This window comes from Actibacterium ureilyticum, from assembly GCF_002285435.1.
Taxonomy (GTDB): domain Bacteria; phylum Pseudomonadota; class Alphaproteobacteria; order Rhodobacterales; family Rhodobacteraceae; genus Actibacterium_C; species Actibacterium_C ureilyticum.
The window spans coordinates 1-25,668 of sequence record NZ_NSBT01000035.1; the positions used below are offsets into that span (position 1 = coordinate 1).

At 61.2% G+C, this 25,668-nt stretch carries 23 protein-coding genes; 5 read left to right on the plus strand and 18 right to left on the minus strand.

The features are described from left to right. The 4 genes from CLM60_RS12165 to CLM60_RS12180 all read left to right on the plus strand — a co-directional run. A partial coding sequence (locus tag CLM60_RS12165; RefSeq protein ID WP_095589416.1) for a strawberry notch family protein occupies positions 1-2,934 on the plus strand: 2,934 nt, incomplete at its 5' end. Positions 2,935-2,948: 14 nt separating this feature from the next. Next, the gene (locus tag CLM60_RS12170; protein WP_095589417.1) at positions 2,949-3,254 is read left to right on the plus strand and encodes a hypothetical protein; all 306 of its coding nucleotides are present in this window, start codon (positions 2,949-2,951) and stop codon (positions 3,252-3,254) included. A gap of 125 nt (positions 3,255-3,379) precedes the next feature. Beyond that, on the plus strand, positions 3,380-4,108 hold the full coding sequence (locus CLM60_RS12175; RefSeq protein ID WP_095589418.1) for a DUF736 family protein: 729 nt from the start codon (positions 3,380-3,382) through the stop codon (positions 4,106-4,108). 412 nt (positions 4,109-4,520) lie between these two features. Next, on the plus strand, positions 4,521-4,745 hold the full coding sequence (locus CLM60_RS12180; RefSeq protein ID WP_141246505.1) for a P-loop NTPase family protein: 225 nt from the start codon (positions 4,521-4,523) through the stop codon (positions 4,743-4,745). Between the two features lie 137 nt (positions 4,746-4,882). Here CLM60_RS12180 and CLM60_RS12185 read toward each other — a convergent pair whose 3' ends face one another. The 18 genes from CLM60_RS12185 to CLM60_RS12270 form a co-directional block, all read right to left on the minus strand. Beyond that, positions 4,883-6,157, minus strand: a complete 1,275-nt coding sequence (locus tag CLM60_RS12185) for a multidrug effflux MFS transporter (RefSeq protein WP_217983291.1) — start codon at positions 6,155-6,157, stop codon at positions 4,883-4,885. Between the two features lie 179 nt (positions 6,158-6,336). Further along, entirely contained in the window at positions 6,337-7,263 is a 927-nt protein-coding gene (locus CLM60_RS12190; RefSeq protein ID WP_095589420.1) for an electron transfer flavoprotein subunit alpha/FixB family protein, read from the minus strand. After that, on the minus strand, positions 7,263-8,021 hold the full coding sequence (locus tag CLM60_RS12195; protein ID WP_095589421.1) for an electron transfer flavoprotein subunit beta/FixA family protein: 759 nt from the start codon (positions 8,019-8,021) through the stop codon (positions 7,263-7,265). The genes CLM60_RS12190 and CLM60_RS12195 overlap by 1 nt, the downstream gene beginning before the upstream one ends. 28 nt (positions 8,022-8,049) lie before the next feature. Next, on the minus strand, positions 8,050-9,261 hold the full coding sequence (locus CLM60_RS12200; protein ID WP_095589422.1) for an acyl-CoA dehydrogenase: 1,212 nt from the start codon (positions 9,259-9,261) through the stop codon (positions 8,050-8,052). Positions 9,262-9,266: 5 nt separating this feature from the next. Next, positions 9,267-10,802, minus strand: a complete 1,536-nt coding sequence (locus CLM60_RS12205) for a class I adenylate-forming enzyme family protein (RefSeq protein ID WP_095589423.1) — start codon at positions 10,800-10,802, stop codon at positions 9,267-9,269. Beyond that, on the minus strand, positions 10,799-11,821 hold the full coding sequence (locus CLM60_RS12210) for an NAD(P)H-dependent flavin oxidoreductase (protein WP_095589424.1): 1,023 nt from the start codon (positions 11,819-11,821) through the stop codon (positions 10,799-10,801). The genes CLM60_RS12205 and CLM60_RS12210 overlap by 4 nt, the downstream gene beginning before the upstream one ends. Beyond that, positions 11,818-12,615, minus strand: a complete 798-nt coding sequence (locus tag CLM60_RS12215) for an oxepin-CoA hydrolase, alternative type (protein ID WP_095589425.1) — start codon at positions 12,613-12,615, stop codon at positions 11,818-11,820. Before CLM60_RS12215 ends, CLM60_RS12210 begins: the two co-directional genes overlap by 4 nt. Next, entirely contained in the window at positions 12,615-13,055 is a 441-nt protein-coding gene (locus tag CLM60_RS12220; RefSeq protein WP_095589426.1) for a PaaI family thioesterase, read from the minus strand. The genes CLM60_RS12215 and CLM60_RS12220 overlap by 1 nt, the downstream gene beginning before the upstream one ends. Positions 13,056-13,058: 3 nt before the next feature. Next, complete coding sequence (locus CLM60_RS12225) at positions 13,059-14,192, minus strand: acyl-CoA dehydrogenase family protein (RefSeq protein ID WP_095589427.1); 1,134 nt, start codon at positions 14,190-14,192, stop codon at positions 13,059-13,061. Positions 14,193-14,201: 9 nt separating this feature from the next. Further along, positions 14,202-15,398, minus strand: coding sequence for an acyl-CoA dehydrogenase family protein (locus CLM60_RS12230; RefSeq protein ID WP_095589428.1), 1,197 nt, complete (start codon positions 15,396-15,398; stop codon positions 14,202-14,204). Between the two features lie 13 nt (positions 15,399-15,411). Beyond that, positions 15,412-16,587 (minus strand): acetyl-CoA C-acyltransferase, encoded by a 1,176-nt coding sequence (locus CLM60_RS12235; RefSeq protein ID WP_095589429.1) that lies wholly within the window; start codon positions 16,585-16,587, stop codon positions 15,412-15,414. Positions 16,588-16,599: 12 nt separating this feature from the next. Beyond that, positions 16,600-18,696 carry a 3-hydroxyacyl-CoA dehydrogenase NAD-binding domain-containing protein gene (locus CLM60_RS12240; protein WP_095589430.1) on the minus strand — a complete coding sequence of 699 codons (2,097 nt, stop codon included), beginning with the start codon at positions 18,694-18,696 and terminating at the stop codon, positions 16,600-16,602. A gap of 92 nt (positions 18,697-18,788) precedes the next feature. Beyond that, positions 18,789-19,598 carry an IclR family transcriptional regulator gene (locus CLM60_RS12245; RefSeq protein WP_245848399.1) on the minus strand — a complete coding sequence of 270 codons (810 nt, stop codon included), beginning with the start codon at positions 19,596-19,598 and terminating at the stop codon, positions 18,789-18,791. Positions 19,599-19,627: 29 nt separating this feature from the next. Then, positions 19,628-20,965 carry a TRAP transporter large permease gene (locus CLM60_RS12250; protein ID WP_055296278.1) on the minus strand — a complete coding sequence of 446 codons (1,338 nt, stop codon included), beginning with the start codon at positions 20,963-20,965 and terminating at the stop codon, positions 19,628-19,630. Then, on the minus strand, positions 20,965-21,480 hold the full coding sequence (locus CLM60_RS12255; RefSeq protein ID WP_095589432.1) for a TRAP transporter small permease: 516 nt from the start codon (positions 21,478-21,480) through the stop codon (positions 20,965-20,967). Before CLM60_RS12255 ends, CLM60_RS12250 begins: the two co-directional genes overlap by 1 nt. Before the next feature lie 78 nt (positions 21,481-21,558). Then, positions 21,559-22,608 carry a C4-dicarboxylate TRAP transporter substrate-binding protein gene (locus tag CLM60_RS12260; RefSeq protein WP_095589433.1) on the minus strand — a complete coding sequence of 350 codons (1,050 nt, stop codon included), beginning with the start codon at positions 22,606-22,608 and terminating at the stop codon, positions 21,559-21,561. A 766-nt stretch (positions 22,609-23,374) separates the two neighbouring features. After that, positions 23,375-23,710, minus strand: a complete 336-nt coding sequence (locus tag CLM60_RS12265) for a hypothetical protein (protein WP_095589434.1) — start codon at positions 23,708-23,710, stop codon at positions 23,375-23,377. Next, complete coding sequence (locus CLM60_RS12270) at positions 23,710-23,985, minus strand: hypothetical protein (protein ID WP_095589436.1); 276 nt, start codon at positions 23,983-23,985, stop codon at positions 23,710-23,712. Before CLM60_RS12270 ends, CLM60_RS12265 begins: the two co-directional genes overlap by 1 nt. 625 nt (positions 23,986-24,610) lie before the next feature. Between CLM60_RS12270 and CLM60_RS12275 the strand changes: the two genes are divergently transcribed. Beyond that, the gene (locus CLM60_RS12275) at positions 24,611-25,540 is read left to right on the plus strand and encodes a DUF2493 domain-containing protein (protein ID WP_095589415.1); all 930 of its coding nucleotides are present in this window, start codon (positions 24,611-24,613) and stop codon (positions 25,538-25,540) included. Positions 25,541-25,668 lie beyond the last annotated feature (128 nt).

The window sequence follows — 25,668 nt, forward strand, 5'->3', positions numbered from 1 at the left end:
CTGCCCGGTCGGTTTACCATCGATGACGACCAGACCAAGCTGACGCGCGCCGATGATGACCCGGATGCACGTGCCTATCGCCTTGGCTATTTCCTCGGCGACGGCACCGGTTGCGGCAAGGGCCGCGAATGCGCAGGGCTCATTCTCGTGAACTGGCTTTCCGGGCGCAGGAAGGCGATCTGGGTCTCCAAATCCGCCACGCTCATCGAGGACGCCATCCGCGACTGGACCGATCTCGGCGGCTCGCCAGCCGACATCCAGCCGCTCTCCAAATGGAAACCGGACCAGCCCGTCCCGATGGGCGACGGCATCCTCTTTGTCACCTACGCCACGCTGCGGTCCGCGGGCAAATGCGGCACCACGCGACTGAGCCAGATCCTCGCCTGGATGGGCGAAGACTTTGAAGGCGTGCTGGCCTTTGATGAGGCCCATGCCATGCAGAACGCGGCCGGGTCCGAGCAGGGCAGGGGGGTCAAACCCTCCCAGCAGGGCCTTGCTGGCCTCCGGCTGCAACTGGCAGCACCCCGCGCTCGCGTCTTCTACATCTCGGCCACGGGTGCGACGAGCGTCCACAACCTCGCCTATGCCGCGCGGCTGGGGCTCTGGGGGCAGGGCCCCGAATACCCCTTCCCAAGCCGCGAGAGCTTCGTTTCTGCGATGGAAGCCGGCGGCGTGGCTGCCATGGAGGTGGTCGCGCGCGATCTCAAGACGCTCGGGCTCTACACGGCGCGTGCCCTCAGTTTTGATGGGGTGGAGTATGACGTGCTCGAACACGCGCTGACCCCGGCCCAGATCGAGATCTACGACGCATACGCGGGTGCTTTTCGGATGATCCACCACAATCTCGAAGCGGCGCTGACTGCGACCGGCGTCAACGACGCCTCGGGGGAAACTAATGCGTCGGCCGCACGCGCCTCGGCCAAGTCCCGCTTCGAGAGCACGAAGCAGCGCTTCTTCAACCATCTCCTGATGGGCATGAAAGCCCCGACCATCATCCGTGCGATCAAGGACGACCTGGCGGCAGGCAAGGCTTGCGTCATCCAGGTTGTCTCGACAGGCGAGAGCCTGCTGAAGCGTCGGCTTGAGGCGATGGACCCGGAGGATGAACTCGTCGAGGGTGCCTTGACGCCGCGCGACTATGTTCTGGGCTACCTCGAACAGGCCTTCCCGATCCATGCGCAAAAGCTCGTGGAGATCGACGGCAATATGGTGGCGGAACCCTTGCGGGATGAGACCGGGGCGCTCGTTGTCTCGCGCGAGGCGCTCGCTTTGCGTGACGCGGCCATGATGGAATTGATGACGCTGGCGCCGATCCCCTCGGCGCTCGATCAGATCCTCTGGGCATTTGGCGATGAGGCCGTGGCAGAAGTCACGGGGCGGTTCATCCGGCCACTCAAGGCCGAGGATGGCCATCTCTTCATCGAGAAGCGCAGCGCCAGCAGCAATTCGTCCGAGACCCAAGCCTTCATGGACGGCGAAAAGGATATCCTGATCTTCTCCGACGCGGGCGGTACGGGCCGGTCCTACCATGCGGCGCAAACCGCGAAGAACCAGAAACGGCGGCGGCACTATCTTCTGGAGCCCGGCTGGCGCGCGGATGCAGCCATCCAGGGGCTCGGCCGCACGCATCGCTCGGCCCAGGTCAGCGCACCGTTCTTTCGGGTCTGCACCTCCGATGTGCATGGCGAGAAACGTTTCACCTCGACGATCGCCAAACGCCTCGACCAGCTGGGGGCCCTGACCAAGGGCCAGCGCGAGACCGGCTCGCAAGGCATGTTCCGCGAGGAGGACAATCTCGAAAGCCCGATCGCGCGAGCGGCGCTGCGTGGGTATTTCGCCGATCTTGCCGCCGGGCGCGCCGAGGCGATGAGCTACGAGAGCTTCACCGACTGGACGGCCCTGCGGCTGATCGACAAGGACGGGGTGCTGCTCGAAGAGCTTCCCCCGATCCAGCGGTTTCTCAACCGGGTGCTTGCCCTTCCCATCCACATGCAGAACGCGCTCTTTGCCGAGTTCATGCGCCGGATCGCTGATCAGACCGAACGGGCGCGCGCGGCAGGCACGCTCGATCTCGGCGTGGAAACCCTGCGTGGCGAAAAGATCGAACAGGTCTCCACAGAGGATCTCTGGACCTGCCCAAAATCCGGCGCAGTGACGCGGATCATCGGGCTCGAGGTGACGGACCCGGTCAATGTCCTCGGCGCCGAAGAGGCCATGTCGCGCAATCCCGACAAGCTGCCGATGGTCAATCGCGCTTCGGGACGCGCGGCGCTCATCTCGGCGCGCCCCATGCAGATGTATGACGAGGACATCGTCACGCTAATGCGCAAGGCGGTGCGGCCAAACGGGTCGAGCTATCTCGAGGAGACGCGGTTCGGGTCCTCGGCCTGGGAAGAGATCGGCAAGCCTGAGTTCGCACGGCTTTGGGATGCCGAGGCTGCGTCCCTGCCGAAAACCACCACGACCAAGCTCTACCTGCTGACCGGGCTTTTGCTGCCGATCTGGAAGGATATTCCGACCACGAATGAGCGCATCTACCGGGTCACGCCCGACAGGGCGACCGCGATGATCGGGCGGACGCTGAGCGAGGAAGGGGCGGCCGCGCTGCGCGCCCGCTTTCTCGTCTCCAATCCCCAAACGCCGCAGGAGATGATGACCGCCGCCCTGGGCACCACAGCGCCTGTCGATCTGGGCCGGGGTTTGACCCTGACCCGTCGACGGGTCGCAGGCGAGATGCGTCTCGAGCTGGGCGGCGCGGACAAGGGCATGATCGACGGCCTCAAAGCAATGGGGTGTTTCACGGAGATCATCGCCTTCCAGTTGCGGGTGTTCCTGCCGCATGGGGATGGGATCGACACATTGGGCATCCTCTCCCGGATTGTTGGAACCGGACCAGACGCCACGCGGGACGTAACTTCAGTGGCAGCAGAATAGGCGAGGGGACGATCATGACACTCGAAGAGATCAAAGCCGCCATCGATGCCGGTCGGACCGTGCATTGGGCCAACACCGGCTACCGCGTGCACAAGGACAGCCTCGGCCAATACCTGATTACGTTTGAGCCGAACGGCAGCACCATCGGGCTGACCGACCGGAGCGGGCAGCGGTTGAACGGGGAGGAAGCAGAGTTCTTTATCGCTGGACCGGAGGGGGGCGACGAGAATACCCAGGACAGCCATCCGAGGCCAGACGGGCAGGGGAGGGGCGTCGTGCCCGGCGGGAAGGTGGCACAGTCTTTCAGGCGTCAGCGCTGAACTGAAGGTTGGGAAAAAAGGAAAGCAAGCTTTCTGATTTGTGATCCCAGGAGGGGTCGAAAAAGCAATCCCGGATGCGCTGGCAAGGACGTCAGGCACCGACCAATCCAAAAAGGAACTCTCCCATGTTCGCAGGAACCCTCACCCGCAATGTCGAGACCGCAGCCGCCGAGTACACCGGCATGATTCACTCGTCACGCTTTGACATCGCCATCCAGCTCGAAACCCGCCCGAAGATGTCCGAGCGCAGCCCGGATTTCGATGTGACCGCGGTCAACAAATCCGGTCGCAAGGTGCGCATCGGTACGGCCTGGAACGAGACCGGCACGACCAGCGGCAACCCCTACATCTCGATGCAGCTCGATGTGGGCCTCGGCCCGTTCCGGGTCAACGCGGTGCAGACGAAAGAGGCGCGCGCCGCCCAGAGCGGCGACTTCGAGATCATTCCGCTGGTCTCGAACGGCCTGATGAAATCCGGCTCGATCTCGGGCGAGCTCACCGCCATGGACGCTGACAACGCCTTCACTGGCTACATCGCCAACATGATGTTCGATCTGGAGTTCATCCTGATCGAGAACAGCTACAAGACCGAGGAGACCCACCCTGACTACCGGATCGAGGTCAGCTCGCCCCGGGGCACGCCGATCCGCGTCGGCTCGGCCTGGATGGCCAAGAGCAGCCGCACGGGCAATGACTACTTGTCGCTGCTGATCAACACGCCTGATGGGGACCTGCGCGTCAACGCCGTGCAGAACGAAGAGCAGCGCGGCGGGCAGACCTTCTCGATCATCCCGTTCATCGACAGCGGTGAGCAGCCGCAGGACCCGAGCGCGGGGCTGTCGCTGGTTGCCTGATCAGCGCGCGAGGTGAGACGATCTGAACCGAAAGGGGAGCCGTGGGATCACGGTTCCCCTTTTGCTGTGCTGGTGTGGTTGAATGAACCCTGCCTTCATTGCAGACGTTCGTATCGCCCGCAGCTAATGCAACCGAAGAGCCCATCCTGTAAATCTGATTTTCTCGCTGAACGCGCTCGCAGCACAAATATCGTCGCGAGCGCTTCGTTCTCAACGCCGCTGCGCATCGTGTAGTGCAGCCATTCATGCCAAGTGTAGCGAAGTATTGATAGGCATTAACCGGGTTGCGGGAAAATGGCGACCTCCATCATTTGATAGCCGGTCCAAAAACCAAAGGCGAACGCGAATAAATTCGGAAACTTAGTCCCTATTATTTCGTAACTCGCGTATCAATTTGTCGGACCAAATGCGAGTGAACAACGACAGTTTCGCGCCAAGGGCTGCAACGCGCGCAAGCTTGCTCGCTGTAGGTCACGGGCTGCTGAAACTACGGGACAAGGACACGATCAAACTTACCAACGGCTGCACCATCTCGGGCGATCAGTTCTATGCGATCGGCGACACCCTTGATCGCTGCCCGCGCCCCAATCACGAAATTGTCGAGGCAACCGGCATGTCTATCCTCTGTTATCCTTAACATAGCTGAGGACCACTTAACTGAAGGAGGAGCAGCGTCATGCGTCAATTTTGGATCGAGTATACTACAAAATCCTAAAGCCTCCAGTTTGTCTTGGGGCCAAGAGACTGTAGGAAGGTGTACCGTGTCTTGTTTCCTCACTCCTCTCGCAGGAATGTTCGCCCTGGTGGAGCAGCGCCAATCACGTTTTCGCGTGGTTCCGGTTCAGCCAGATGCGGGTTCAGACGGTAGATCGCGTAGCTTACGCAGGCCACCACAGCCATGGAGGGGATCAGCACCGCGAACGCGACCAGCGTATCCACAAAAAATGCGCCGATTGTGCCAATCAACAACCCTGCACCCATTTGCAGGAATCCCATCAGCGCTGCTGCCGCCCCGGCGATCCGGGGGAAGGGCGCCAGTGCGGCGGTGGACATTGCAGGCATCACGAAGGCGATACCGAAGGCGTAGATGCCCACCGGGATCATCACCCGGAAGGTTTTCGGGTCATCCGCCCAGAGAAGCAAGAAGATGAACAACGCCCCCAGGGCGATGGCACCCAGTCCGGGCCAGACCAGCCGGTATGCGCTGGTTCGTTTCATGACAGATCGTGCCACCAGTGCGCCTGAGAAGAACAGTCCTGATTGCAACAGCATCGCCAGGCCGAAGCTGCTGGGGCTCAGGCCGATCTGCCCCATCAAGATGAAGGGCAGCAGTGTCGCCTGCGCATAGATTGCCCCGACCGAGCCCGCAACCGTCAGGCTCGCCGTCATGAAATGCCGGTTGCCGAGCAACCGAAGGTAAGACCCGCCCAGGGCCGCGAGCCGCAGCGGTTGTGGTGCAGGCAGGGTTTCGCGCATCGCGACCAGCGCGACCAGCGCAACAGCAAGGCCGAAGAGGATCATCACCGCGAACACCGATTTCCACCCTACATGCAGCACAAGCAATCCGCCTATCGTCGGTGAAACCGCCGGGCCGATCGCAAGAATGATTCCGATCATGTTCATGATGCGGGACGACTCGTCGCCCTGGAAACAATCGCGTACGATAGCGCGCGAGATCGCCACTCCGGCAGACGCGCCAATCCCTTGAGCGAAGCGGGCAATGGTCAGCATCTCGATTGTCGGCGCCATCAGCGCACCTAGCGACGCAACACAGAAAATCGCCGCGAAGATCACCGTAACCGGACGGCGCCCGATCGCATCCGATAACGGCCCTGCGACCAACTGGGAAATGGCGAAACCTGCGAAATAGAGCGTCAGGGTCAGTTTCACGACGCCCTTGGTAGACTCGTACGCTGCAACTACACTGGGCATCGCCGGCGTATAGAGCGCCATGGCAATCGGACCTATCGCGACCATCAACCCGCCGATCAAGCTAACCCGCTGCGCGGTCATTAGCGGCACCGATGCGAATGCGGAGGATCTGTTCATGTGGTCTCCAGTTCTGCGATGCCTCCCGTGCCGGCAGCGACATGCACCGGATCGGGCCAGCGGGCCGCTTAACCCGCCTGTCTCTCCCATTAGCGATGCCTAACCGCGTGGCCGGAGTTGAAAGACTCCCGGGTTCCCAACCAGAGAGAACGGGGATTTCCGTCACCGCCACGCGATTGTCACAGTTTCTTGGTCAGTTCCGGCACCGCCTGGAACAAGTCTGCGACCAGACCGAAATCGGCGACCTGGAAGATGGGTGCCTCTTCGTCCTTGTTGATGGCGACGATGACCTTGCTGTCCTTCATCCCCGCCAGGTGCTGGATCGCGCCCGAGATGCCGATGGCGACATAGAGGTCCGGGGCAACGACCTTACCGGTCTGTCCCACCTGCCAGTCGTTCGGCGCATAGCCCGAATCCACCGCGGCGCGCGAGGCGCCGACGGCGGCGCCCAGCTTGTCCGCCAGGCCCTCGATCAGTTTGAAGTCCTCTTCCGAGCCAACGCCACGGCCGCCCGAGACGACCACGCCAGCCGAGGTCAACTCAGGACGGTCGCTTTCGGCAACCTTGTCCTCGACCCATTCGGAAAGACCCGGGTTGTCGCCGACCGAGATGGCCTCGACCGGTGCAGATCCGCCTTCACCAGCGGCGTCGAAGGTCGACGTGCGGATGGTGACGACTTTCTTGGCGTCGCTCGATTTCACGGTCTGAACCGCGTTGCCCGCATAGATCGGGCGCTCGAAGGTCGAACCGTCCACAACGCCCGACGCATCCGAGATCACCATCACGTCCAGCAGCGCTGCCACGCGCGGCATCACGTTCTTGGCGTCGGTGGTGGCGGGGGCCACGATATGCTCATAGCCATCGGCCAGACCCACGATCAGCGCCGCGGTCGATTCCGCCAGACGGTGACCCAGCGAAGCGTCTTCGGCCACCAGCACTTTGGACACGCCGTCGATCCTGGCAGCGGCCTCACCAGCGGCAACGGCGGAACCGCCTGCGGCCAGAACGGTGATGTCGCCCAGCGACTTGACGGCAGCCACGGTCTTGGCGGTGGCGTCAACGCTCAGTTCGCCGTTGTTGACTTCGGCAAGAAGAAGTACAGCCATTACACAGCCCCCGCTTCTTTGAGTTTCTCGACCAGCTCGTCAACCGAGCCTACGATGATACCGGCGGCACGCGCCGGAGGCTCTTCGGTCTTGACGACCTCCAGACGCGGGGTGACGTCGACGCCGTAATCGGCGGCGGTCTTCTCATCCAGCGGCTTTTTCTTCGCCTTCATGATGTTGGGCAGCGACGCATAGCGCGGCTCGTTCAGGCGCAGATCGACGGTGACGATGGTCGGCATCTTGACGGAGATGGTCTGCAGACCGCCATCCACCTCGCGGGTGATCTTGGCAGCGTCGCCTTCGATGTCCAGCTCGGACGCGAAGGTGCCCTGGGACCAGCCCAGCAGCGCCGACAGCATCTGACCGGTGGCGTTCATGTCATTGTCGATCGCCTGTTTGCCGGCCAGAACGATGCCGGGCTGCTCCTCCTCGACCACTTTGGCCAGGATCTTGGCAACGGCCAGCGGTTCGATGTCCTGATGGACGTCGTCGGCGGCGATCACCAGAATGGCGCGGTCGGCGCCCATGGCCAGTGCAGTCCGCAGGGTTTCCTGCGCCTGCTTCACACCGATCGAAACGGCAACAACTTCGTCAGCCTTGCCTGCTTCTTTCAGGCGGATGGCCTCTTCCACGGCAATCTCGTCGAACGGGTTCATCGACATTTTGACATTGGCGAGATCGACACCGCTCCCGTCCGCTTTCACGCGAACCTTCACGTTGTAGTCAATCACGCGCTTGACAGGCACAAGTACCTTCATGCATGGACCTCCTTGTATTTGGTTGAGTTCAATAAAACGCCTGAAGCCCGGTGATGGCGCGCCCGAGGATCAGCGCGTGTACATCGTGGGTGCCTTCATAGGTGTTCACGGTTTCAAGGTTCAGCATGTGCCGGATGACATGAAATTCCTCGGATATGCCGTTGCCGCCATGCATGTCGCGGGCGTGGCGCGCAATTTCGAGCGCCTTGCCGCAGTTGTTGCGCTTGATTAGCGAGATCGTTTCGGGCGCGGCGCAGCTCTCATCCAACAACCGGCCGACACGCAACGCGGCCTGCAATCCAATCGAAATATCCGTCTGCATATCGGCGAGCTTCTTCTGGAAAAGCTGCGTCTGGGCCAGCGGTTTGTTGAACTGTTTCCGGTCGAGACCGTATTGTCGTGCGGCGTGAAAACAGAACTCTGCCGCCCCCAACACGCCCCAGGCGATGCCGTATCGCGCGCGATTCAGACACCCGAACGGGCCTTTCAGACCCTCGACACCGGGCAGCAGCGCATCTTCGCCGACGGCCACGTCCTTCATCACGATCTCGCCCGTTGTGGACGCACGCAGCGACAGCTTGCCGCTGATTTTCGGTGCGGACAGCCCCGGCATCCCCTTTTCAAGTACGAACCCGCGGATCTTGCCGCCATGCGCCTCGGACTTGGCCCAGACCACAAAAACATCCGCGAAGGGCGAGTTCGAGATCCACATTTTGGAGCCGTTGAGGACATAACCTTCGGCCGTCTTTCTGGCGGTGGTTTTCATCCCCGCCGGGTCCGAACCCGCGTCAGGCTCGGTCAGGCCGAAACAGCCGATATATTCGCCCGATACCAGCTTTGGCAAGTACTTCTTGCGCTGTTCTTCCGACCCGTAGGCGTAGATCGGATACATCACCAGAGACGATTGCACCGACATCATCGAGCGATAGCCGCTGTCCACCCGCTCGATCTCGCGTGCGATCAGGCCATAGGTGACGTATGAGGCACCCAACCCGCCATATTCCTCGGGGATGGTAACGCCGAGCAGGCCGGCCTCGCCCATCTCGCGGAACACACCGGGATCGGCGCTTTCCTCGCTATAGGCTTTCATCACGCGGGGCTGAAGCCGGTCCTGGGCAAAGCCGTGGGCCGCATCGCGCAGCATGCGCTCATCCTGGTCGAGCTGGTCCTCGATGCGGAACGCGTCCGCCCAATCGAAAGGGCCGAGGCCGGGGCCGGAGCCATTCATGTTTTTTGCCATCTGAGTCATTCCTCTGCTGCGGGTTGGGCCAGCTGTTCGGCGAAAACCGAAAGCAGCTTGTGTTTCAGAATCTTGCCTGTCGGCGCGGCCGGAAGCTGGGTTGTCAGGATGATGCGGGACGGTCGCTTGTAGCCGGTGAGCCGCTCGGCGGCAAAGGCGACAAGCGCCTCCCGGTCCAGCGTCGCCGGATCAGCGCATTGAACAAAGGCGAGGATTTCCTCGTCGCCGTTAACGGAATTGCCGATCACCGCGGACTGGATGACGTCAGGGTGGTCGTTCAGCGCGGCTTCGACCTCGGGTGGGTAGACGTTGAAACCGCCGCGAATGATAAGTTCCTTGCACCGCCCAACGACGTGCAGATTGCCTGCCTTGTCGATTTTTCCAAGATCACCGGTGCGCAGCCACCCCTCTGCGTCGATGGCGCGTGCGGTTTCCTCCGGGTTTCGGAAATATCCCTTCATGACCTGCGGGCCGCGGGTCAGGATTTCACCGGCATCGGGATCGCCGTCCGCGCCGACCGAGGTGTCCAGCCGGATCTCGGTCTCCGGCAGCGCAAAGCCCGCGCTGATATCGGGTGAGCCGATGGGATTTCGGGTGCTGCAGACGCCGGCGGTGCTTTCCGTCAGCCCATAGCCGTTTTGCAGGGGCAGGCCATAAAAGGCCTCGGCCTTGCGCTTCCATGCCGGGTCTAGCGGGGCAGCCCCGGAGGAAACATAGCGCAGTTTGCTGCTTTCCAGGCGCGTGAGCCCCTGATCCTTGGCGTATTGCATCAGCAGCGCGTGCATTTGCGGCACCGCGGGCAAAACGGTGGCTTTGTCCATCAGCGCGGCGTACAGCGCATCGGGGCGAAAGCGGGGTTCAAGCTGAATGGTCGCCCCGATGCCGCTGGCAGCCATCAGCATCGATGCAAGGCCGAAAACATGGGTCAGCGGCAGCACGCCATAGATCCTGTCGTCCTGTCTCATGCCGCGCAGCTCGGCCGAGGTCCTGCCGGCATAGCGCAGGTTGGCGTGGGTCAGCATCACCCCCTTGGGGTCGCCGGTGGTGCCGGTCGTATAAAGCAGGACGGCGGTTTCGTTCGCGCCGTCCTCCACCGGTTCCGGCGCGCTGGCGCCCGTGACGGCGATGGCGAGATTTCCGAACGGCGTTTCCTGCGTGTCCGCGTTTGCGGTCGCCGCATGTGCCGCCGCTTCTTTGGACGCTTCAGTCGTGAAAACGGTAACGCGCGGCGTTGCATGGGTCATCACGCGGGCAATTTCGTTTGCGGTCATCCGCGCATTGATTGGCAGAGGGTAGGCCCCGACGGTGCTGGCTGCAAAGATGAAAACGGCAGTGGTGATGCAGTTTTCTGCCACGATGGCCACGCGGTCGCCGGGCTGCACGCCCCGATCAAGTAACAGGCCAGCGGCCTTTGTGATCGCAGCCTTGTATTCGGCATATGTGACCTGATGGCCGCTGCCATCTTTCAGCGCAATCGCATCGGGATAGGCACGCGCACTTTCCTCGACCAGATGATGAATCCGGAAGCTGTCTTCGATCATGACACCAGCGCCTCTGCGCGTTGCGTTGCAAGGGGTTGAGGACGCAGACGCGCCAGGGCAACACCTGCCTCTTGTTCCAGTTGGGCGACAATGTCCGCCAGCGGCGCGATGCCGTCGGTCAGGCCCAGAGCCTGTCCTGCGGACAACATCCCGCGCAACACGTCGCCGGTTTCATAGGCTTTGCGGCCTATCACTCCGGATACGTGGGGCATCAGTTCGGCAATGCCTATTTGCGGGTTGTCGGCTTCAAGCCGCCGCACGATCTCGGTGGTTTCGTTGCTGAGGGTGCGAACCGTGTTGCGTACGCTGCTCATCGTCAATGTCGTGTCACGTTCATTGGCTGAAACCAGGGCCTGCTTGTACTGCGGATGGGCCGAGATTTCTTCGGCCACCAGAAAACGTGTTCCGATCACGACCCCCGAAGCGCCGGAGGCTAAGGCCGAGACGATCTGGCTGCCGGCACCGATGCCACCGCCAATCAGGAAGGGGATGTCGAGACGACGTTCGGCAAGCGCCTGGTTGACCATGCTGCCGATCAGGTCGAGCCCGGGATGACCGCCGCATTCTGCACCGACGATCGACACCATGTCGACCCCGACCTCCTGCGCCTTTACGGCGTAGCGCACGCTGGGAACCTTGTGCAGAACCTTGATGCCCGCGTCCTTGAGGATCGGCAGAAAGGCCTCGGGATTGCGCCCCGAGGTTTCGACAAAGCGCACGCCCTCATCCGCGATCAGGCGGAAGGTGTCCGCGATCCTCTCGCCTTCGACCAGTTTGGGCAGCATGGACACGTTGACACCAAACGGGCGATCACCGCAGAGGTCCCGGCATTTCGCGATCTCGGCGCGCAGGGCGGCCGGTTCGGGAAAGCTGGCTGCTGTGATGAAGGACAAGATGCCCGCATTGGCACCGGCCGCGACATAGGACGCATTTGACAGCCACATCAGGCCACCCGCGACGATGGGCAGGCGGCATCCATATGTGCGAGTAACGGCGGTGTTGAAGGTCGGATCTGTCATGTGGTGCCTCGTGCTTTGGTAAAGTCCGGACGGCGCTTTTCAAGGAATGCGGCGATGCCTTCGGCGGCTTCTGCGTCAGCAATGGCATCCGCCATCGCGTCGCGTTCTGCGTTCATCTGGTCCAACCGGTATGACGTATGTGCGCTGTTGACCAGCGCCTTGATGCGGCCCTGGGCGCCGGACGGCCCGGCGCCAAGCCTGTCTGCAAGCGCAAGTGCAGCCGGGAGCACATTGCCCGCCGGTTCGATCTGCGAGATGGCCCCAAGGCTGAACAGGCGTTCTGCCGTCACCGGCTCCCCCAGCAAGGCCATACGCATCACCAACTCGCGCGGTAAATGGGCGGCCAAGGTGCTGGTCAGGCCACCGTCGGGGACAAGTCCCGCCTTGACATAAGCGACGGTGAAGGTCGCATCCCGGTCGGCCACGATCATGTCACAGGCAAAGGCAAGCGAGACCCCGGCACCGGCCGCGCCCCCTTCGACGGCGGCGATCACCGGTTTCGGGCAGTTCAGCACAGCGCGGATCACGGCATGCAGTTCTTCAATCCGGGCGAGACGCTGATCGCGGGGCAAATCCCGGCGGGTCGCCAGCAGGCCAAGGTCGCCACCGGCGCAGAAATAGCCACCTTCGCCCCGCAGGATGACCGAGGTGATGCGGGGCTCTCTCGCCGCAAGGTCCAGTGAATCGACCAATACGCGATAGAGGTCCGGCGACAACGCATTGCGCTTTGATGGGTTCGAATTGACGACGATCAGACGGTCGCCGTGATCTTCGCAATGGGCAAGCTGTTGCATCAGCGGCCATCTCCTTTCGGTACGTCCAGTTTGTCCGCGGGTACGCGCTTGAATACGCCTTTTGCCGTGGCGATCAGCCGATCCGACCCGTCCCGCAATTCTCCATCCACAAACATCAGCGCGCGGCCACCGCCCACGATTTGACCGGTTGCGATCAACTCCGATTGCCCGGTCGCTGCAGCGATGAACTGGGTGGTGAGCGAGACGGTCAGGAATGGTGCGCGGCCGCTTGGGTCAACCGACAGGCTGGCGGTCGCACCCATCGCGCTGTCCAGCATTGTCGTGGCGATGCCGCCATGCAGAACATTGTGGCGATTGAGGTGATGATCCGTCACCGACAACGCACAACGTGCCCGCTTGTCGGGCTGTCCGACGTCAAGGACATAACCGATCAGCCGCTGCGTGCCGGTTTCGTTTTCTATCACATCGCCCGCCGCCATGGATCAAGCCACGGCCAGGGCAATAAAGCGCTCAAGGTGATAGATCGCGTCGCCAAACCGGTGATCGACCATGATCAGACGTTTGGCGAGATGCCCCAACTCGTACTCGTCCGTCATTCCGATGCCGCCATGCATCTGAATGCTCTCTTCGGTGACGAGTTTCGCGACATTGCCGATCAGGTTCTTGGTTGCGCTTACATGCTTTTCGCGGATTTCCGCAGGGGCATCGATATGCCCGGCCAGGTTGATGACGGCCGAGCGCGCCTGTTCGATCTCGATCAGGACATCGGCCATCCGGTGTTGCAGCGCCTGGAACTTGCCGATCGGTTTTCCGAACTGCTTGCGGGTCTTGAGATAGTCGTTGGTCAGTTCCCGGATGCTCTCCATCAGGCCAAGCGCTTCGGCCGAGATCGCCAACGTGGCGCGCGCCTGAGTGTGGGTGATGGCCTCGAATGCACCGCCTTCCCCGCCCAGCAGGGCGTCACTGCCCAGCCGGACATCTTCCAGCAGAAGTTCTGCGGCTTGACAACCGGACACAAGCGGGTAGCTGCGCAGCGTCATGCCAGGGTTGGACGCGGAAACCAGAAACAGGCTGATCCCGTCCCGATCCGCCGCATCACCCGAGGTGCGGGCGCTGACAACGATATGATCGGCAGCGGGGGCATTGATCACCACGGCCTTGCGCCCGTTCAGGATAAACTCGTCGCCATGGCGGGTGGCCGTGGCTTCGATGCGCGACAGGTCATAACGGCTGGACGGTTCGCCATGGGCAAAGGCAAGCTGGATCGAGCCGTCGATCACCGCTTCGATAATCTGTTTCTGCGCCTCGTTGCCCAAGGCGGCAATCAGACCGCCACCGAGAATGGCAGTATCAATCAGCGGATCAACAGCGCCGACCCGGCCAAGTTCTTCAAACACCACGGCGATGTCGAACCCAGACCCGGCAAAACCACCAATCTCTTCGTCAAACAGCGCACCGATGACGCCCATCTCTGCAAGACCGGACCAGACATTCTGTGCATAACCGTGGTCACTCTCCGCCAGTTCTGCCCGCAGGGTCGGTGTGTAGCTTTCCCGCAGGTAACGGCGCAGGCCGTCCTGCAGCATCTGGCGTTCTTCTGTCAGTTCAAAATTCATGATCTGTCCTTACAGTTCCAGAATGGCTTTGCTGATGATCGCGCGCTGAATCTCATTCGATCCGCCGAAGATCGACAGCTTCCGGTTGTTGAGGTACTGCGCGGTGGCGGTTTCGGCATAGTCAGGGCCAACGGGCCCAAGATTGCTGCCGTCTTCCAGCGCCTCCGAGGCGAAGGGCATTGCGTAAGGTCCCACGGCCGACCGGGTGAGCGCGTTGATTTCCTGACGGATGACGGTGCCCTTGATCTTCAGCATCGAGCTTTCGGCGCCGGGGGCCTGACCCGCCGCAGCTTTGGACACGACGCGCAAGTTGGTCGTCGACATGGCCATGAGGTCGATTTCAACCCGCGCGATCCGCGCCGCAAAATGCGGGTTTTCAATCAACGGACGTCCGTTTGCACGTTCGAGTCGGGCTATGCGTTTGAGGTTTTCCAGACCGGCATTTGCAAAGCCCACACCCGCAATATTGGTGCGTTCATGGGTCAGCAGGTATTTCGCATAGGTCCAGCCCTTGTTTTCTTCGCCCACACGATTCTCGACCGGAACCCGGACGTCATCGAAGAACACCTCGTTCACCTCGGGTTCACCGTCGATCAGGACGATCGGGCGCACCTTGACGCCGGGGCTGTTCATGTCGATCAGCAGGAAAGAGATACCCTCTTGCGGTTTGCCTTCTTTCGACGTGCGCACGAGGCAGAATATCATGTTGGCGTGTTGGCCAAGGGTCGTCCATGTCTTTTGCCCGTTGACGATATAGTCATCGCCATCACGTTCCGCCGTTGTGCGGACCGAGGCGAGGTCCGACCCCGCGCCGGGTTCGGAATAGCCTTGGCACCACCAGTCATCGCCGCTCAGGATCCGCGGCAGATAGTGGTCCTGCTGCGCCTTGGAGCCGAATTTCTGCAACACCGGGCCAAGCATCCCAAGACCGAAGGGAACAATGCGGGGCGCCGCCGCCCGGGTCATTTCATCCTCGAAAATATGGCGCTGAACCGCATCCCAGCCGGCGCCGCCAAACGTTTTGGGCCAGTTTCCGGCAAGCCAGCCCCTTTCGTTCAGGATCGCGTGCCATTCCTCATGATCCTGCTTGGTCAGCGTTTTTCCCAGCCTGACCTTTTCCACGAGCCGGGCCGGGAGCTTTTCGGCCAGATAGCTGCGCACCTCATCCCGGAACGCCTTCTGTTCATCGGTGTAATTCAGGTCCATCGGGTGGCCCCTTTCAATAGATTTCAAACAGGCCGGCAGCACCCTGGCCGCCGCCGATGCACATCGTCACGACGCCAAGCTTCGCGCCGCGACGGTGGCCCTCGGTCATCAGATGCCCGGTCATCCGCGCACCGGTCATGCCGAAGGGGTGACCGACAGCGATCGAACCGCCATTGACGTTGCAGATGTCATTGTCGATGCCGAGCGTATCGCGGCAATAGAGCGCCTGGCTGGCAAAGGCTTCGTTCAGTTCCCAAAGGTCGATATCGTTCACCGTGACGCCCTGACGTTTCAGCAGACGCGGCACCGCAAAGACCGGACCAATGCCCATTTCATCGGGCTCGCAGCCCGCAACGGCAAAGCCGCGGAACGCACCGAGGGGGGTCAGCCCAAGACGCTCGGCCTCTTTGGCGTCCATCATCACCAGCGCTGCGGCACCGTCGCTGAGCTGCGATGCATTGCCTGCGGTGATGAACTGATCGAGCCCGCGCACGGGCTCCAGCATCTGCAACCCTTCCAGCGTTGTCGTGGGCCGGTTGCATTCATCGCGAGAGATGGTTGTCTCAACCTCGGAAACCTCGCCGGTTTCCTTGTCCTTCCGCGCCATCGTGACGGTGATCGGGACAATCTCCTGATCGAAGCGGCCAGCCTCTTGTGCGGCAGCGGTGCGCTGCTGGCTTTGCAGGCCCAGTGCGTCCTGCGCGTCGCGGCTGATGCCATAGCGCTTGGCGACGATGTCGGCGGTTTCGATCATCGTCATGTAGAGATCCGGCTTATGCGCCTCAATCCAGGCTTCGCGTGAATGACGCACCGGGGGTTGCACCATTGAAATGCTCTCAACCCCGCCAACCAGAACCGCCTTGGCGCCCTCATTGTTGATCAGATGCGCGCCCATCGCCACGGCTTGCAGGCCACTGGCGCAAAAACGGTTGACGGTGGTGGCGGCGATGCTGACCGGCAGGCCCGCGCGGATCACCGCCTGCCGCGCGATATTGCCGCCGGTGACATATTCCGGATAGCCGCAGCCCCAGATGCTGTCTTCGATCAGCGCCGGGTCTATCCCTGCGCGCTTGACGGCCTCTGCTGCGACGTGCCCGCCCAGCGTTGCGCCATGGGTGATGTTGAAGCTGCCGCGCCCGGCCTTGCCGATGGGCGTGCGGGCGGTGGAAACGATAACGGCATTTGACATATTGGGTTCCTTTCAGCGCTGATTCAGGCTGTCGAAATTGCGGCCTTCGGCCACCAGTTTCTCCAGCAGCGGCGCGGGTGACCAGAAATGATCGTCGGTTTCGGCGAATGTGCGGATATCGGCGAGAATGCTGTCGAGCCCGCGCATATCGGCATATTTCATCGGCCCGCCGCGCCAGCGCGGAAAGCCGTAGCCATAAAGAAACACGACATCCACATCCAGCGGGCGCTGCGCAATGCCCTCGTCCACGACGCGCGCGCCTTCGTTGACCATCGCGGCCATGTAACGGCGTACAATCTCGTCATCGGAGAAGGTGCGGGGGCTGGTGCCGGCCTCCTTGCGGGCCTGCGCGATGATTTGCTCCACCTCGGGGTCGGGCCGCCCTTTGCGGTCGCCTTTCTCGTAGAGGTAGTAACCGTGGCCGGTTTTCTGGCCCAGCCAGCCCTTGTGATAAAGCGCGTCGGCGAAGGTCGGGTAACGGTCGCGCGGGTGGGCGTCTGCCGCCTTGCGCTGGCGGGTGGCATATCCGATATCCAGCCCTGCAAGGTCCGAGACCTGATAAGGACCCATTGCAAAGCCGAAATCCGTCAGTGCCTTGTCGATCTGGTAGGGGCTTGCGCCGTCCAGCACCATGTGATCGGCCGCCGTGCGGTAGTGCGACAGGATGCGGTTGCCGATAAACCCGTCGCAAACACCGGCGCGCACAGCGGTTTTGCCGAGTGTTTTTGCAAGGGCAAAGGCGGTGGCCACCACATCCGGAGCGGTCTTGTCGGCAACAACCACCTCAAGCAGTTTCATGACTTGCGCGGGCGAAAAGAAATGCAGCCCGATCACGTCCTCGGGTCGCGCGGTGGTGGTGGCGATTTCGTTAACGTCGAGGTAGGAGGTATTTGTCGCCAGGATCGCGCCGCGCGGCAGGATTTCGTCCAGCTTGGCGAAGACTTCCTTTTTCACGTCCATGCTTTCGAAAACGGCTTCGATAATCAGATCGGCCCCCGATAAAGCACCGTAGTCGGTGACAGTCTTGAGAGCATCCGTGAGGATTGCGTCGCGCTGTTCGGCTTTGAGTTTGCCGCGCTTCACGGCGGCGTCGAGATTGCCTGCAATGGTCGCGCGGGCTTTGTCGGTAGCCTCTGAATCACGCTCCACCAATGTCACCGCGAGGCCGTTCAGCACCGCCGAGGTGGCGATGCCCGCCCCCATGGTGCCGCCGCCGATGACGCCGACACGTGCTATGTCGCGGGGCGCGATGTCAGAAATCTCCGGCAGTTTTGCCACAGCGCGTTCGGAGAAGAAAGCGTGGATCAGCCCGGCGCGCTGGGGAGTGTCCATCAGATGCAGGAACAAGCGGCGTTCCTCCTTCAACCCTTCGGCAAAGGACTTCTGGACCGATGCTTCCACCGCATCGACTGCAACCAGCGGGGCCACTTCGCCACGCGACGATTTCTGCAGCTTCGCGCGCCATTGCTGAATGACGCCCTCACTGTCCGTGGCGCGGGGCAAACCGCTGATTGGTCGTGCCGGGGCATTGTCGGACAGCAGCGATTGCGCATAGTCGATTGCGGCTTTACGAATATCAACGCCTTCGCAGATTTGATCGATCAACCCGGACTGGAGTGCTTCAGCTTCGGTCACAGGGGTGCCGCTGGTGATCATTTTCAGCGCTGTGGCAGCACCAACGAGGCGCGGCATACGCTGTGTCCCGCCCGCGCCGGGCATGATGCCCAGCTTGACCTCGGGCAGACCCAGCCGCGTGCCGGGAGCCGCGATGCGGTAATGCGCCCCAAGGGCAACTTCAAGCCCGCCGCCCAATGCCATGCCGTGAATGGCAGCGACGACAGGTTTTGCAGATTGTTCTATCTGGAGGGTCACGTCGGGCAGGCTGGGGCTTTGTGGTGGCTTGCCGAATTCGGAAATGTCAGCGCCACCAATGAGCATCCGACCAGCCCCAATGATGACGGCAATATCGGCCGACTCGTCGGTCTGAAAGCGGCCGAAAGCGTCTGACAGACCGCTGCGGATGACCCGGGACAGCGCGTTGACCGGGGGATTGTCGACGGTCACCACCGCCACCCGGCCAACAGTTTCGTAGGATACCGACGCCATCATTTCACCTTTCGTTGATTCACTGGATTGATAAGGGATCACACTATAAATTTCAACATGCAATAGTGAATTCTACTATGCGGTATTTTCCTAACTTACAGGTCACGATATGCTTGGGACACGCCGAGACCCATCATCCGCTCAAGTTCCTGGACTGTTTCGCGCAGTTTCGGCCCGACATCCGTGCGCATGCGGGGCACCGAGAGGACCTCAGGCAAAGCGCCACAGGTGAAAATCACAGGCTCGCTCAAGTCGCGAGAGTAGAACGGGGTGGCAACCGCGTGAATATTGGCTGTAAAATACTCGCCAGGGTCGGTGACGACGAAGCCTGTTGTCACTAGCTGATTGTGCGCAACGCGCCGAATCTCTTCCGCCCGATCCCGGGTCACCCTGCGATCACCGTCTGCCGCTGTCAAAATCTCATCAAACCCTTCTTCGGAGGTTGAGGCGAGCAGCGCATGGCCGGACGAGGTGCCGTTGAACGGCAAACGATGCCCGACCTCCAGCCAGAGGGAGGCAACCCCACGAGGGCGCCATGTCTTGACGATCAGCAGCTTGCCCCCGTCGCGGACCAACAACAGGGCAAGAGTTCCCGTTTCATCCGCCAGCCGCTGCATCAGCGGTGATGAAAGATCGACAAAAGAGATCGATGCGCTGGCCATATTGCCAAGCGCCAACAGCGCAGGGCCGGGGCGATATCGGTCATGGCGCCGCGCATGGGTGAGATAGCCGAGCTTCTGCAAGGTGAAAGTCAGGCGGGAAACGGTGGATTTCGGTATGCCTGTACGCTCCGAGATTTCCGCATTGCCCAAGCCGTCATCGGATGGCCTGAACGCCCGCAGCACGCTTAAGCCCCGCGCAAGAGTGGTTGCGAACCTTCTGTCTGTCTCAATCTCGTTGGGCATGACGTTCCTCAACATTTTGGGGCCCCTGATCACATCGAATTCGGGATCAGCAGCGAAATGACCGGGAAGGCCATGATCAGGATCAGAACAATCACGTCAACCGTCAAAAACCGCAGGATACCCGAGAAGATCTTGTCGATCGAAACTTCTTTGCCCACCACGTTGGCAATGACAAATACGTTCAGCCCAACCGGTGGTGTGATCAGCCCGATCTCAAGCAGTTTGATGACAACCACCCCGAACCAGATCAAATCGAACCCGTAGGTTTCCACCAGCGGGATCATCAGCGGCAGGGTCAGCACCATGATGCCGATCGGATCAAGAAACATTCCAAGCACCAGATAGATCACCGCGATGGCCGCCAGCAGCAAGACGGCAGAAAGCTGTGCCTCAGTCACGGCACTGACGATGGCGGGCGCGACCCCGGTCAGGGCGACAAAGGCCACAAAGATCTTGGCAGCGGCGGCGATCAGGAAAATACTGGCCGTCTGGACGCAGGTCTCGCGCAAGGAGTCAATCAGCCCGCGCAGATCAAGCTTGCCCTGCGCAAAGCCAATGGCGACAGCGGCCGACACACAGATCGCAGCTGCTTCGGTTGCCGTGAAGAAACCACCATAGATGCCGCCGACAATAATCACGAACAGGCTGATGGCTGGCCAGGATTCGAACGCAGCCCGGCCGCGATCCCGCATCGAGATCTGGCCTTCGAACCTGGGCGCGGCTTCGGGTGTCCGGCGAACCCATACAAAGATGACCAGAACGAAACCAAGCAGTGAGATGATCCCGGGCAGGATGCCCGCAAGGAACAGCGCGCTGATCGAGGTTTCGGTGAAGATACCGTAGATGATGAATAGGACGGAGGGCGGAATGAGGGACCCAAGTGTCCCGCCCGCCGCGACGCTGGCGGTCGCAAGCCGCTTGTCGTAGCCCATGCGCAGCATCTCCGGCGAGCAGATGCGGCCCATGGTCGATGCACAAGCGATGGAGGATCCGGTGATGGCAGAGAACCCGCCGCAGCCCACAACCGAGGCCATCGCGACACCGCCCGGCACGCTCGCCAGCCAGACCCGGGCGGCATGATATATTTTCGTCGTAATCTCAGCCCGATAGGCGATGTGACCAAGTGCGATGAACAACGGGATCATCGACAGATCGTAAGAATGGATCAGGTCGAAAGAGTTGGAGAACACCAGCGAGGTCGTAGGCTTTAGCGCCCGCTCCGGTGCAAAGGCTCCGGTGCGAAACGCAAAGACCACAAAGGTTCCCACCGTGGCGACACCGGCAAGCGCAAATGCAATGGGCACCCGTACCGCAAGCAAACCGATGACTGATGCGAAGGCGACGATGCCAATTAAGGTGCCGTCCATCAGACGCTCTCCTCATGTTCATGTGTCGGTTTGATCACACTGCCGCCGCTGCGGATCGTGCGGATGTCGCCGATCACCATCAGCAGTAGCCGAAGCCAGCAAAATGAAATTCCGATCAGAAAAATCACCCGGCCTGGCCATTTTGGCAGGTTTAGCTGACCGAAGAAAAAAGCACCGCTCTCAATGGTGTGGACGGTCTCTCGCCAGCCAGCAAAGATCAGGGGTGACAGGGCGAAAAGCCCGAATATGCTCCCACCGACGATCAGCCAGTCTTGCACACGGGTTGGCATTTTGTTGCTGAGAAACTCGACTACAATATGTGCCCGCTCCAACGTCGCCACGGCCAGGGGAAGGACGATGGCGACGACCATCAACTCGCGAACGATCACGATTGTGTCGGGGATACCGGAATTGACGGTGATCCGCAGAAGCACGCTTGCCGTGATCAACACACCAAGGCCGATTACGGCAAATACAGCCAAGTCGAGCAGCAGCCTTTCGATGCGACGCAACATCGGTCAACTCCGTTGAGATTGGGGACATTGAAATACCGCGGCGCCGGTCTTGCGCCGCGGGCAGACATGCGACCGATATCAGCTGCGCGCCCAGGGATAGCCCTGGCTGTCACGCTCACCGGCATATTTTTCTAGCAAGGCACGGTATTGCTCCAACAGCGAAACCCCGTCGAGACCTGATGCATTGGCGCGCTCGACCCATTCATCGACATATTGCTGGCCTTTCTGCACAAGCTTGTCGCGCTCTTCCGCGGGCAGGTCGATGACCTCGATACCGGCCTCCTGCATGGTCTGGACCGCGGCATCATTGGCCGCGGTGATCAGTTCACCCAGCTCGTCGGCCATCGCAATGCCGGCCTCGGACAGCGCGGATTGCGTCTCAGCGTCGAGCGCATCATGGGCGTCCTTGTTCATGAAAATGCCCAAGGCGCCAACCTGCCCCCAGTTGAGCAGGGTATAGCTGGTCATGACCTCCTGCTGTTTCAGCGCGGTTACCGCGTAGGAGTAGCCCTGCGAGCAGTCCAGCAACCCGGTATCGAGACCCTGATAGGCATCGTAGATCGGCATTGCGACCATGTTTGCACCAAAGTCCCGGAAAGTGTCGCCATAGGCACCGACACCACGGATCTTCAGGCCCGAGATATCCTCGACCGAGCGGATTGCCGCATCCTTGCAGGCAATGTTTACCGCCGATGTGGTAAAGGTGCCCAGATAGACAAGGTTCTGATCCGCCAGGCTTGCGGTGATCGCGTCAGAAGTTCGCATCAACTCATCCGTGGCGCGCATCCCGACCCAGGCGTCCGCATTGCGCATAGGCAGGTCCGCGAAGCTGTAGCTCAGCATCTCTTGTGGAAAATACACGGCGATCACCGTGCCAAGATCTGCAACGCCGTCAGCAATGGATTGAGCAGCCGCATTGGCCTTGAACAGCGCGCCGCCCCATTGAATGTCGATCTTGACCTCACCATTGGTGCGGGCCGTTACGTCGTCGGCGAAAGATTGTAGCGCCGCTGCGCGGGCGCCGCGATTCGGACCCGCTTCTCCCAGGATCAGTGTGGTTTCGGCGCTTGCGAAAGTCGCGGCCGCCAGACAGAGCGCAGCAGCGGTGGTTGCTAGTAGGGATTTCATTGGGTCTCCTCCCATAATTCTACTATGCGGTTTTTTATTCCAATTATGCGAAGACTAGTGCAAGTCGCTACGAGAAGTCAAGCTGAGTGTTTTTCTGCCGAGAACCGTAGACAGGACACCCGTCGCGAGGGCGATAATGATCAGTGGTAGAGGAGCGCGCTCCAAATTTTGCAAACGTTAGATTACCCCACTCAGCTATTGGCCCGCAGAAATCCCCGTGGCACTCAGCAACCGCACATTGGGTTGAGAACACCCGCTGCAAGGAAGTCCGCCGCGGTGTCAGCGGTCGCGTTTCCAACTAAGTTCAAGATCTCGCGCAGGTCGGGCGGGTTTGCCCACGCCCAGCATACTGGGGTTAGTGGCACTTTCCGATGTGGTCGTGAAAACTCTATTCTGCTGGTGGGTTTAGGTAAACCGAACGCGGCGATGCATCAACATGGCCGCGGCGAGAGACGTATTGCATGCGCAATCGGTTTCTGCAAAAGAGTAAGCTACACGAGTGAACCGCGGCTTGGTCCACACCTCGCGCTGGTGATCTGGCGCAGAGAAAGTGCGGTTTGTAATCCTGTGAGATCAGCACGGGTGAGTGACCAGTCCGGTGAAGTTTGCTGCATTGACAAAATTCCTACCGCTGCGGGCGCGAACCTATACTGCGTTAGCAATAGCTGACCAAGTAAAAGTCCGGTTTGTCCCGCATCCTACCAGTTCGCGCACGGCGCAGCGAAGGTTCAGTCTACAACTTCTTGGCCTCTCCATTGCTCTAAGGCTAGTCAGCGAACACCTGTCTTGCCGACGCGAGCCGCATCCAATCTCGGCCGCCGAACGCGACAAGAGCGAGATAAATCTGCCCGGCGTCTGCATCCGGTTTGAATACGATGGTCAGTCGCTGACCGGCGCCGCCATGGCGGCGCACGAGCCATCCATCCAGTTTTCCGTTCAGCCGGACGCCTGAGTTTGGACTTGAGGCAATCGCTTCTAAGAGCGCGTCTACTTCATCCAGGCGACGGCTCGCGGCTGCAACGTCACCATCGGTCACCTCAACAATATGATCAACGATACCGATAAGGTCCCGTTCGAAGAACGGATGCCTAATAAATCGCATCAGGTCTTTTGGGCCATCGCGGCAAGATGGGCCCGGGCGCCTTTAGTGACGTCGGCGGCATCGCCGACGGGTTCCCATTGATCGAGTGGCAGGGATAGTCGGCGCTCCAGTTCTGCTTCAAGCAAAGTACGCTCACGGTCACGTTCTGCCTTGGCCTTCGCCAATTCACCCGAAACTGCGGCGCTCACATTGGGGTACTCGCCTGCTTCGACCAGTTCCCTTGCGAAGGTGTAGGCGGTGTCGGTGAAACTGACGGATTGCTTTTGAACGCTCATGGCAAACTCCTCGGTGCTCCAATAGACTACCAAGTATTGCTGTACCTGGCAAGCCGGGCAGGCCGACCACGAGAAATGCGTCAGCAGCCTTCCAGCCTCCCCAGCTCGGCTTCGCGTGTCGCAGGGGAGAACGGCCCTTCGGTCCGTCGCGCATTCGGCCATGCGGCCTCACCGCGGCGTCGTACCCGGCATCCCGGTTTGCCCGCCTCGCGAGCACGTTCCTCCCTGGCCGCTCCGCCGGATTGCGCTCTGGTCTGTTTTGCGGGGCAAAACGATCCCGCCGCTCCATCCGTCTCCCGCGTCCGGTCGGGCCGTTTGCCTGCTCGGGTCGGGCAAACCTACCGTCAAAACACACACACATGAGCGCGGAAGCATATCCTCCGGATGGCCCCCAAATCAGCCCGCGTCAAGGATCGCAAAACTTTTCGGCGAGGGCGGGGTCTATGGCGTTGGACGGTCCCGTGCGTGAGCGCGCGCATGTGTCGGGTGCTGCGCGCGGAAAACTTTTGCGCCCGGCAAGCCGGCGGCTGCGCCGTCCCTGACCCAGGCAGATTCGGAAACCAGGCATTCGGCCATGCCCCCACACTCAAGTGGTGGCCTTGGAACCGAACACTGGAGACCAGACATGGCTTACGACACTGCAAACACCTACGAGACCATCGAACTTTTCGGGCTGACCGAGAAGGACGCGCAGCTGCCGATCCCGGAAGATCACATCCTGACCGACCACATCATCCGCGAGAGCTTCGAGGCTCTGCTCGGTCCGCTGCGCGGGACCGGCCTTGAGGCAGAAATCGAACCGCTGGCCCATGGGCTCGCCACGATCCTGCAGCGGCGCAAGGTGGCACTTGGCAAGGAGGTCGACCGCACCGCTGACAAGATCGGCGCGCTGGCAAAATCCCACGATGGATCGGAGATCGCCGAGACCGCGCTCGAAGAGGCGCAGGCGCGCTTTGTGCAGCTGCGCGAGATCGTCAGCGCCATCGAGGTGATGAGCGAGGCGGCGGCAGAATGCTACGAGATCGAGACCGGGCACGCCTACATTCCGGCAGCCGGGTCGCGCGCAAGCGTCCGGGCGAAAGAGACCGGGGCGGTCTTCGAGGCACGGCAGCTCTTGGAGCAGCACGACCGCGAAACCGCCGAGAAGTCGAAAGTCGAGGGGGTGCCCCTGATCGTCTCGGGCGCCACCGACTGGACCGATGTCGATGTGATCTTCAACACGCTCGACAAGGTTCGCGAGCGGATCAAGCAGAACCGCAATCAGGAAATCTTCCTCTGCCACAAGGGTGGCAAGCACGGGGCGGAGATGATCGTGGCTCGGTGGGCCCGGGCACGCGGGGTCGCGCAGGCGCGGTTCGATCCGCGCTGGTCCGCGCACGGGCGGGCGGCACCGTTCAAGTGCAACGACGAAATGCTGGACGACAAGTTCGCGGCGACGGGGGTTGTGCTCTTCGGCGGCAACGGGGTCGCGCTGAACCTCGGGCAGAAGGCGGAAGCAAAAGGCCTGACGGTCATGCGGGTTGCGGACCCGGCGAAGAGGGCGTCGCAGGATTGAAGAGAGAGGGTCGCCTTCGGGCGGCCCTTTCGTCGTTTCTTATGGGTGTGGACGTTCTCCAAATCACTTTGCCTAGCAATTTCCTGTTTTGATAGGTATATGAATGCCAAGCAAAACTTGGAAATGAT

What these genes read in the sequence shown, in the direction of transcription:
- CLM60_RS12200 (WP_095589422.1), bottom strand. Translation starts at nt 9,261, where the DNA reads ATGGCAAAAAACATGAATGGCTCCGGCCCCGGCCTCGGCCCTTTCGAT.
- CLM60_RS12175 (WP_095589418.1), top strand. Translation starts at nt 3,380, where the DNA reads ATGTTCGCAGGAACCCTCACCCGCAATGTCGAGACCGCAGCCGCCGAG.
- CLM60_RS12250 (WP_055296278.1), bottom strand. Translation starts at nt 20,965, where the DNA reads ATGGACGGCACCTTAATTGGCATCGTCGCCTTCGCATCAGTCATCGGT.
- CLM60_RS12225 (WP_095589427.1), bottom strand. Translation starts at nt 14,192, where the DNA reads ATGAATTTTGAACTGACAGAAGAACGCCAGATGCTGCAGGACGGCCTG.
- CLM60_RS12220 (WP_095589426.1), bottom strand. Translation starts at nt 13,055, where the DNA reads ATGGCGGCGGGCGATGTGATAGAAAACGAAACCGGCACGCAGCGGCTG.
- CLM60_RS12245 (WP_245848399.1), bottom strand. Translation starts at nt 19,598, where the DNA reads ATGCCCAACGAGATTGAGACAGACAGAAGGTTCGCAACCACTCTTGCG.
- CLM60_RS12260 (WP_095589433.1), bottom strand. Translation starts at nt 22,608, where the DNA reads ATGAAATCCCTACTAGCAACCACCGCTGCTGCGCTCTGTCTGGCGGCC.
- CLM60_RS12230 (WP_095589428.1), bottom strand. Translation starts at nt 15,398, where the DNA reads ATGGACCTGAATTACACCGATGAACAGAAGGCGTTCCGGGATGAGGTG.
- CLM60_RS12255 (WP_095589432.1), bottom strand. Translation starts at nt 21,480, where the DNA reads ATGTTGCGTCGCATCGAAAGGCTGCTGCTCGACTTGGCTGTATTTGCC.
- CLM60_RS12240 (WP_095589430.1), bottom strand. Translation starts at nt 18,696, where the DNA reads ATGATGGCGTCGGTATCCTACGAAACTGTTGGCCGGGTGGCGGTGGTG.
- CLM60_RS12185 (WP_217983291.1), bottom strand. Translation starts at nt 6,157, where the DNA reads ATGAACAGATCCTCCGCATTCGCATCGGTGCCGCTAATGACCGCGCAG.
- CLM60_RS12190 (WP_095589420.1), bottom strand. Translation starts at nt 7,263, where the DNA reads ATGGCTGTACTTCTTCTTGCCGAAGTCAACAACGGCGAACTGAGCGTT.
- CLM60_RS12265 (WP_095589434.1), bottom strand. Translation starts at nt 23,710, where the DNA reads ATGCGATTTATTAGGCATCCGTTCTTCGAACGGGACCTTATCGGTATC.
- CLM60_RS12195 (WP_095589421.1), bottom strand. Translation starts at nt 8,021, where the DNA reads ATGAAGGTACTTGTGCCTGTCAAGCGCGTGATTGACTACAACGTGAAG.
- CLM60_RS12215 (WP_095589425.1), bottom strand. Translation starts at nt 12,615, where the DNA reads ATGCAACAGCTTGCCCATTGCGAAGATCACGGCGACCGTCTGATCGTC.
- CLM60_RS12170 (WP_095589417.1), top strand. Translation starts at nt 2,949, where the DNA reads ATGACACTCGAAGAGATCAAAGCCGCCATCGATGCCGGTCGGACCGTG.
- CLM60_RS12235 (WP_095589429.1), bottom strand. Translation starts at nt 16,587, where the DNA reads ATGTCAAATGCCGTTATCGTTTCCACCGCCCGCACGCCCATCGGCAAG.
- CLM60_RS12275 (WP_095589415.1), top strand. Translation starts at nt 24,611, where the DNA reads ATGGCTTACGACACTGCAAACACCTACGAGACCATCGAACTTTTCGGG.
- CLM60_RS12270 (WP_095589436.1), bottom strand. Translation starts at nt 23,985, where the DNA reads ATGAGCGTTCAAAAGCAATCCGTCAGTTTCACCGACACCGCCTACACC.
- CLM60_RS12205 (WP_095589423.1), bottom strand. Translation starts at nt 10,802, where the DNA reads ATGATCGAAGACAGCTTCCGGATTCATCATCTGGTCGAGGAAAGTGCG.
- CLM60_RS12210 (WP_095589424.1), bottom strand. Translation starts at nt 11,821, where the DNA reads ATGACAGATCCGACCTTCAACACCGCCGTTACTCGCACATATGGATGC.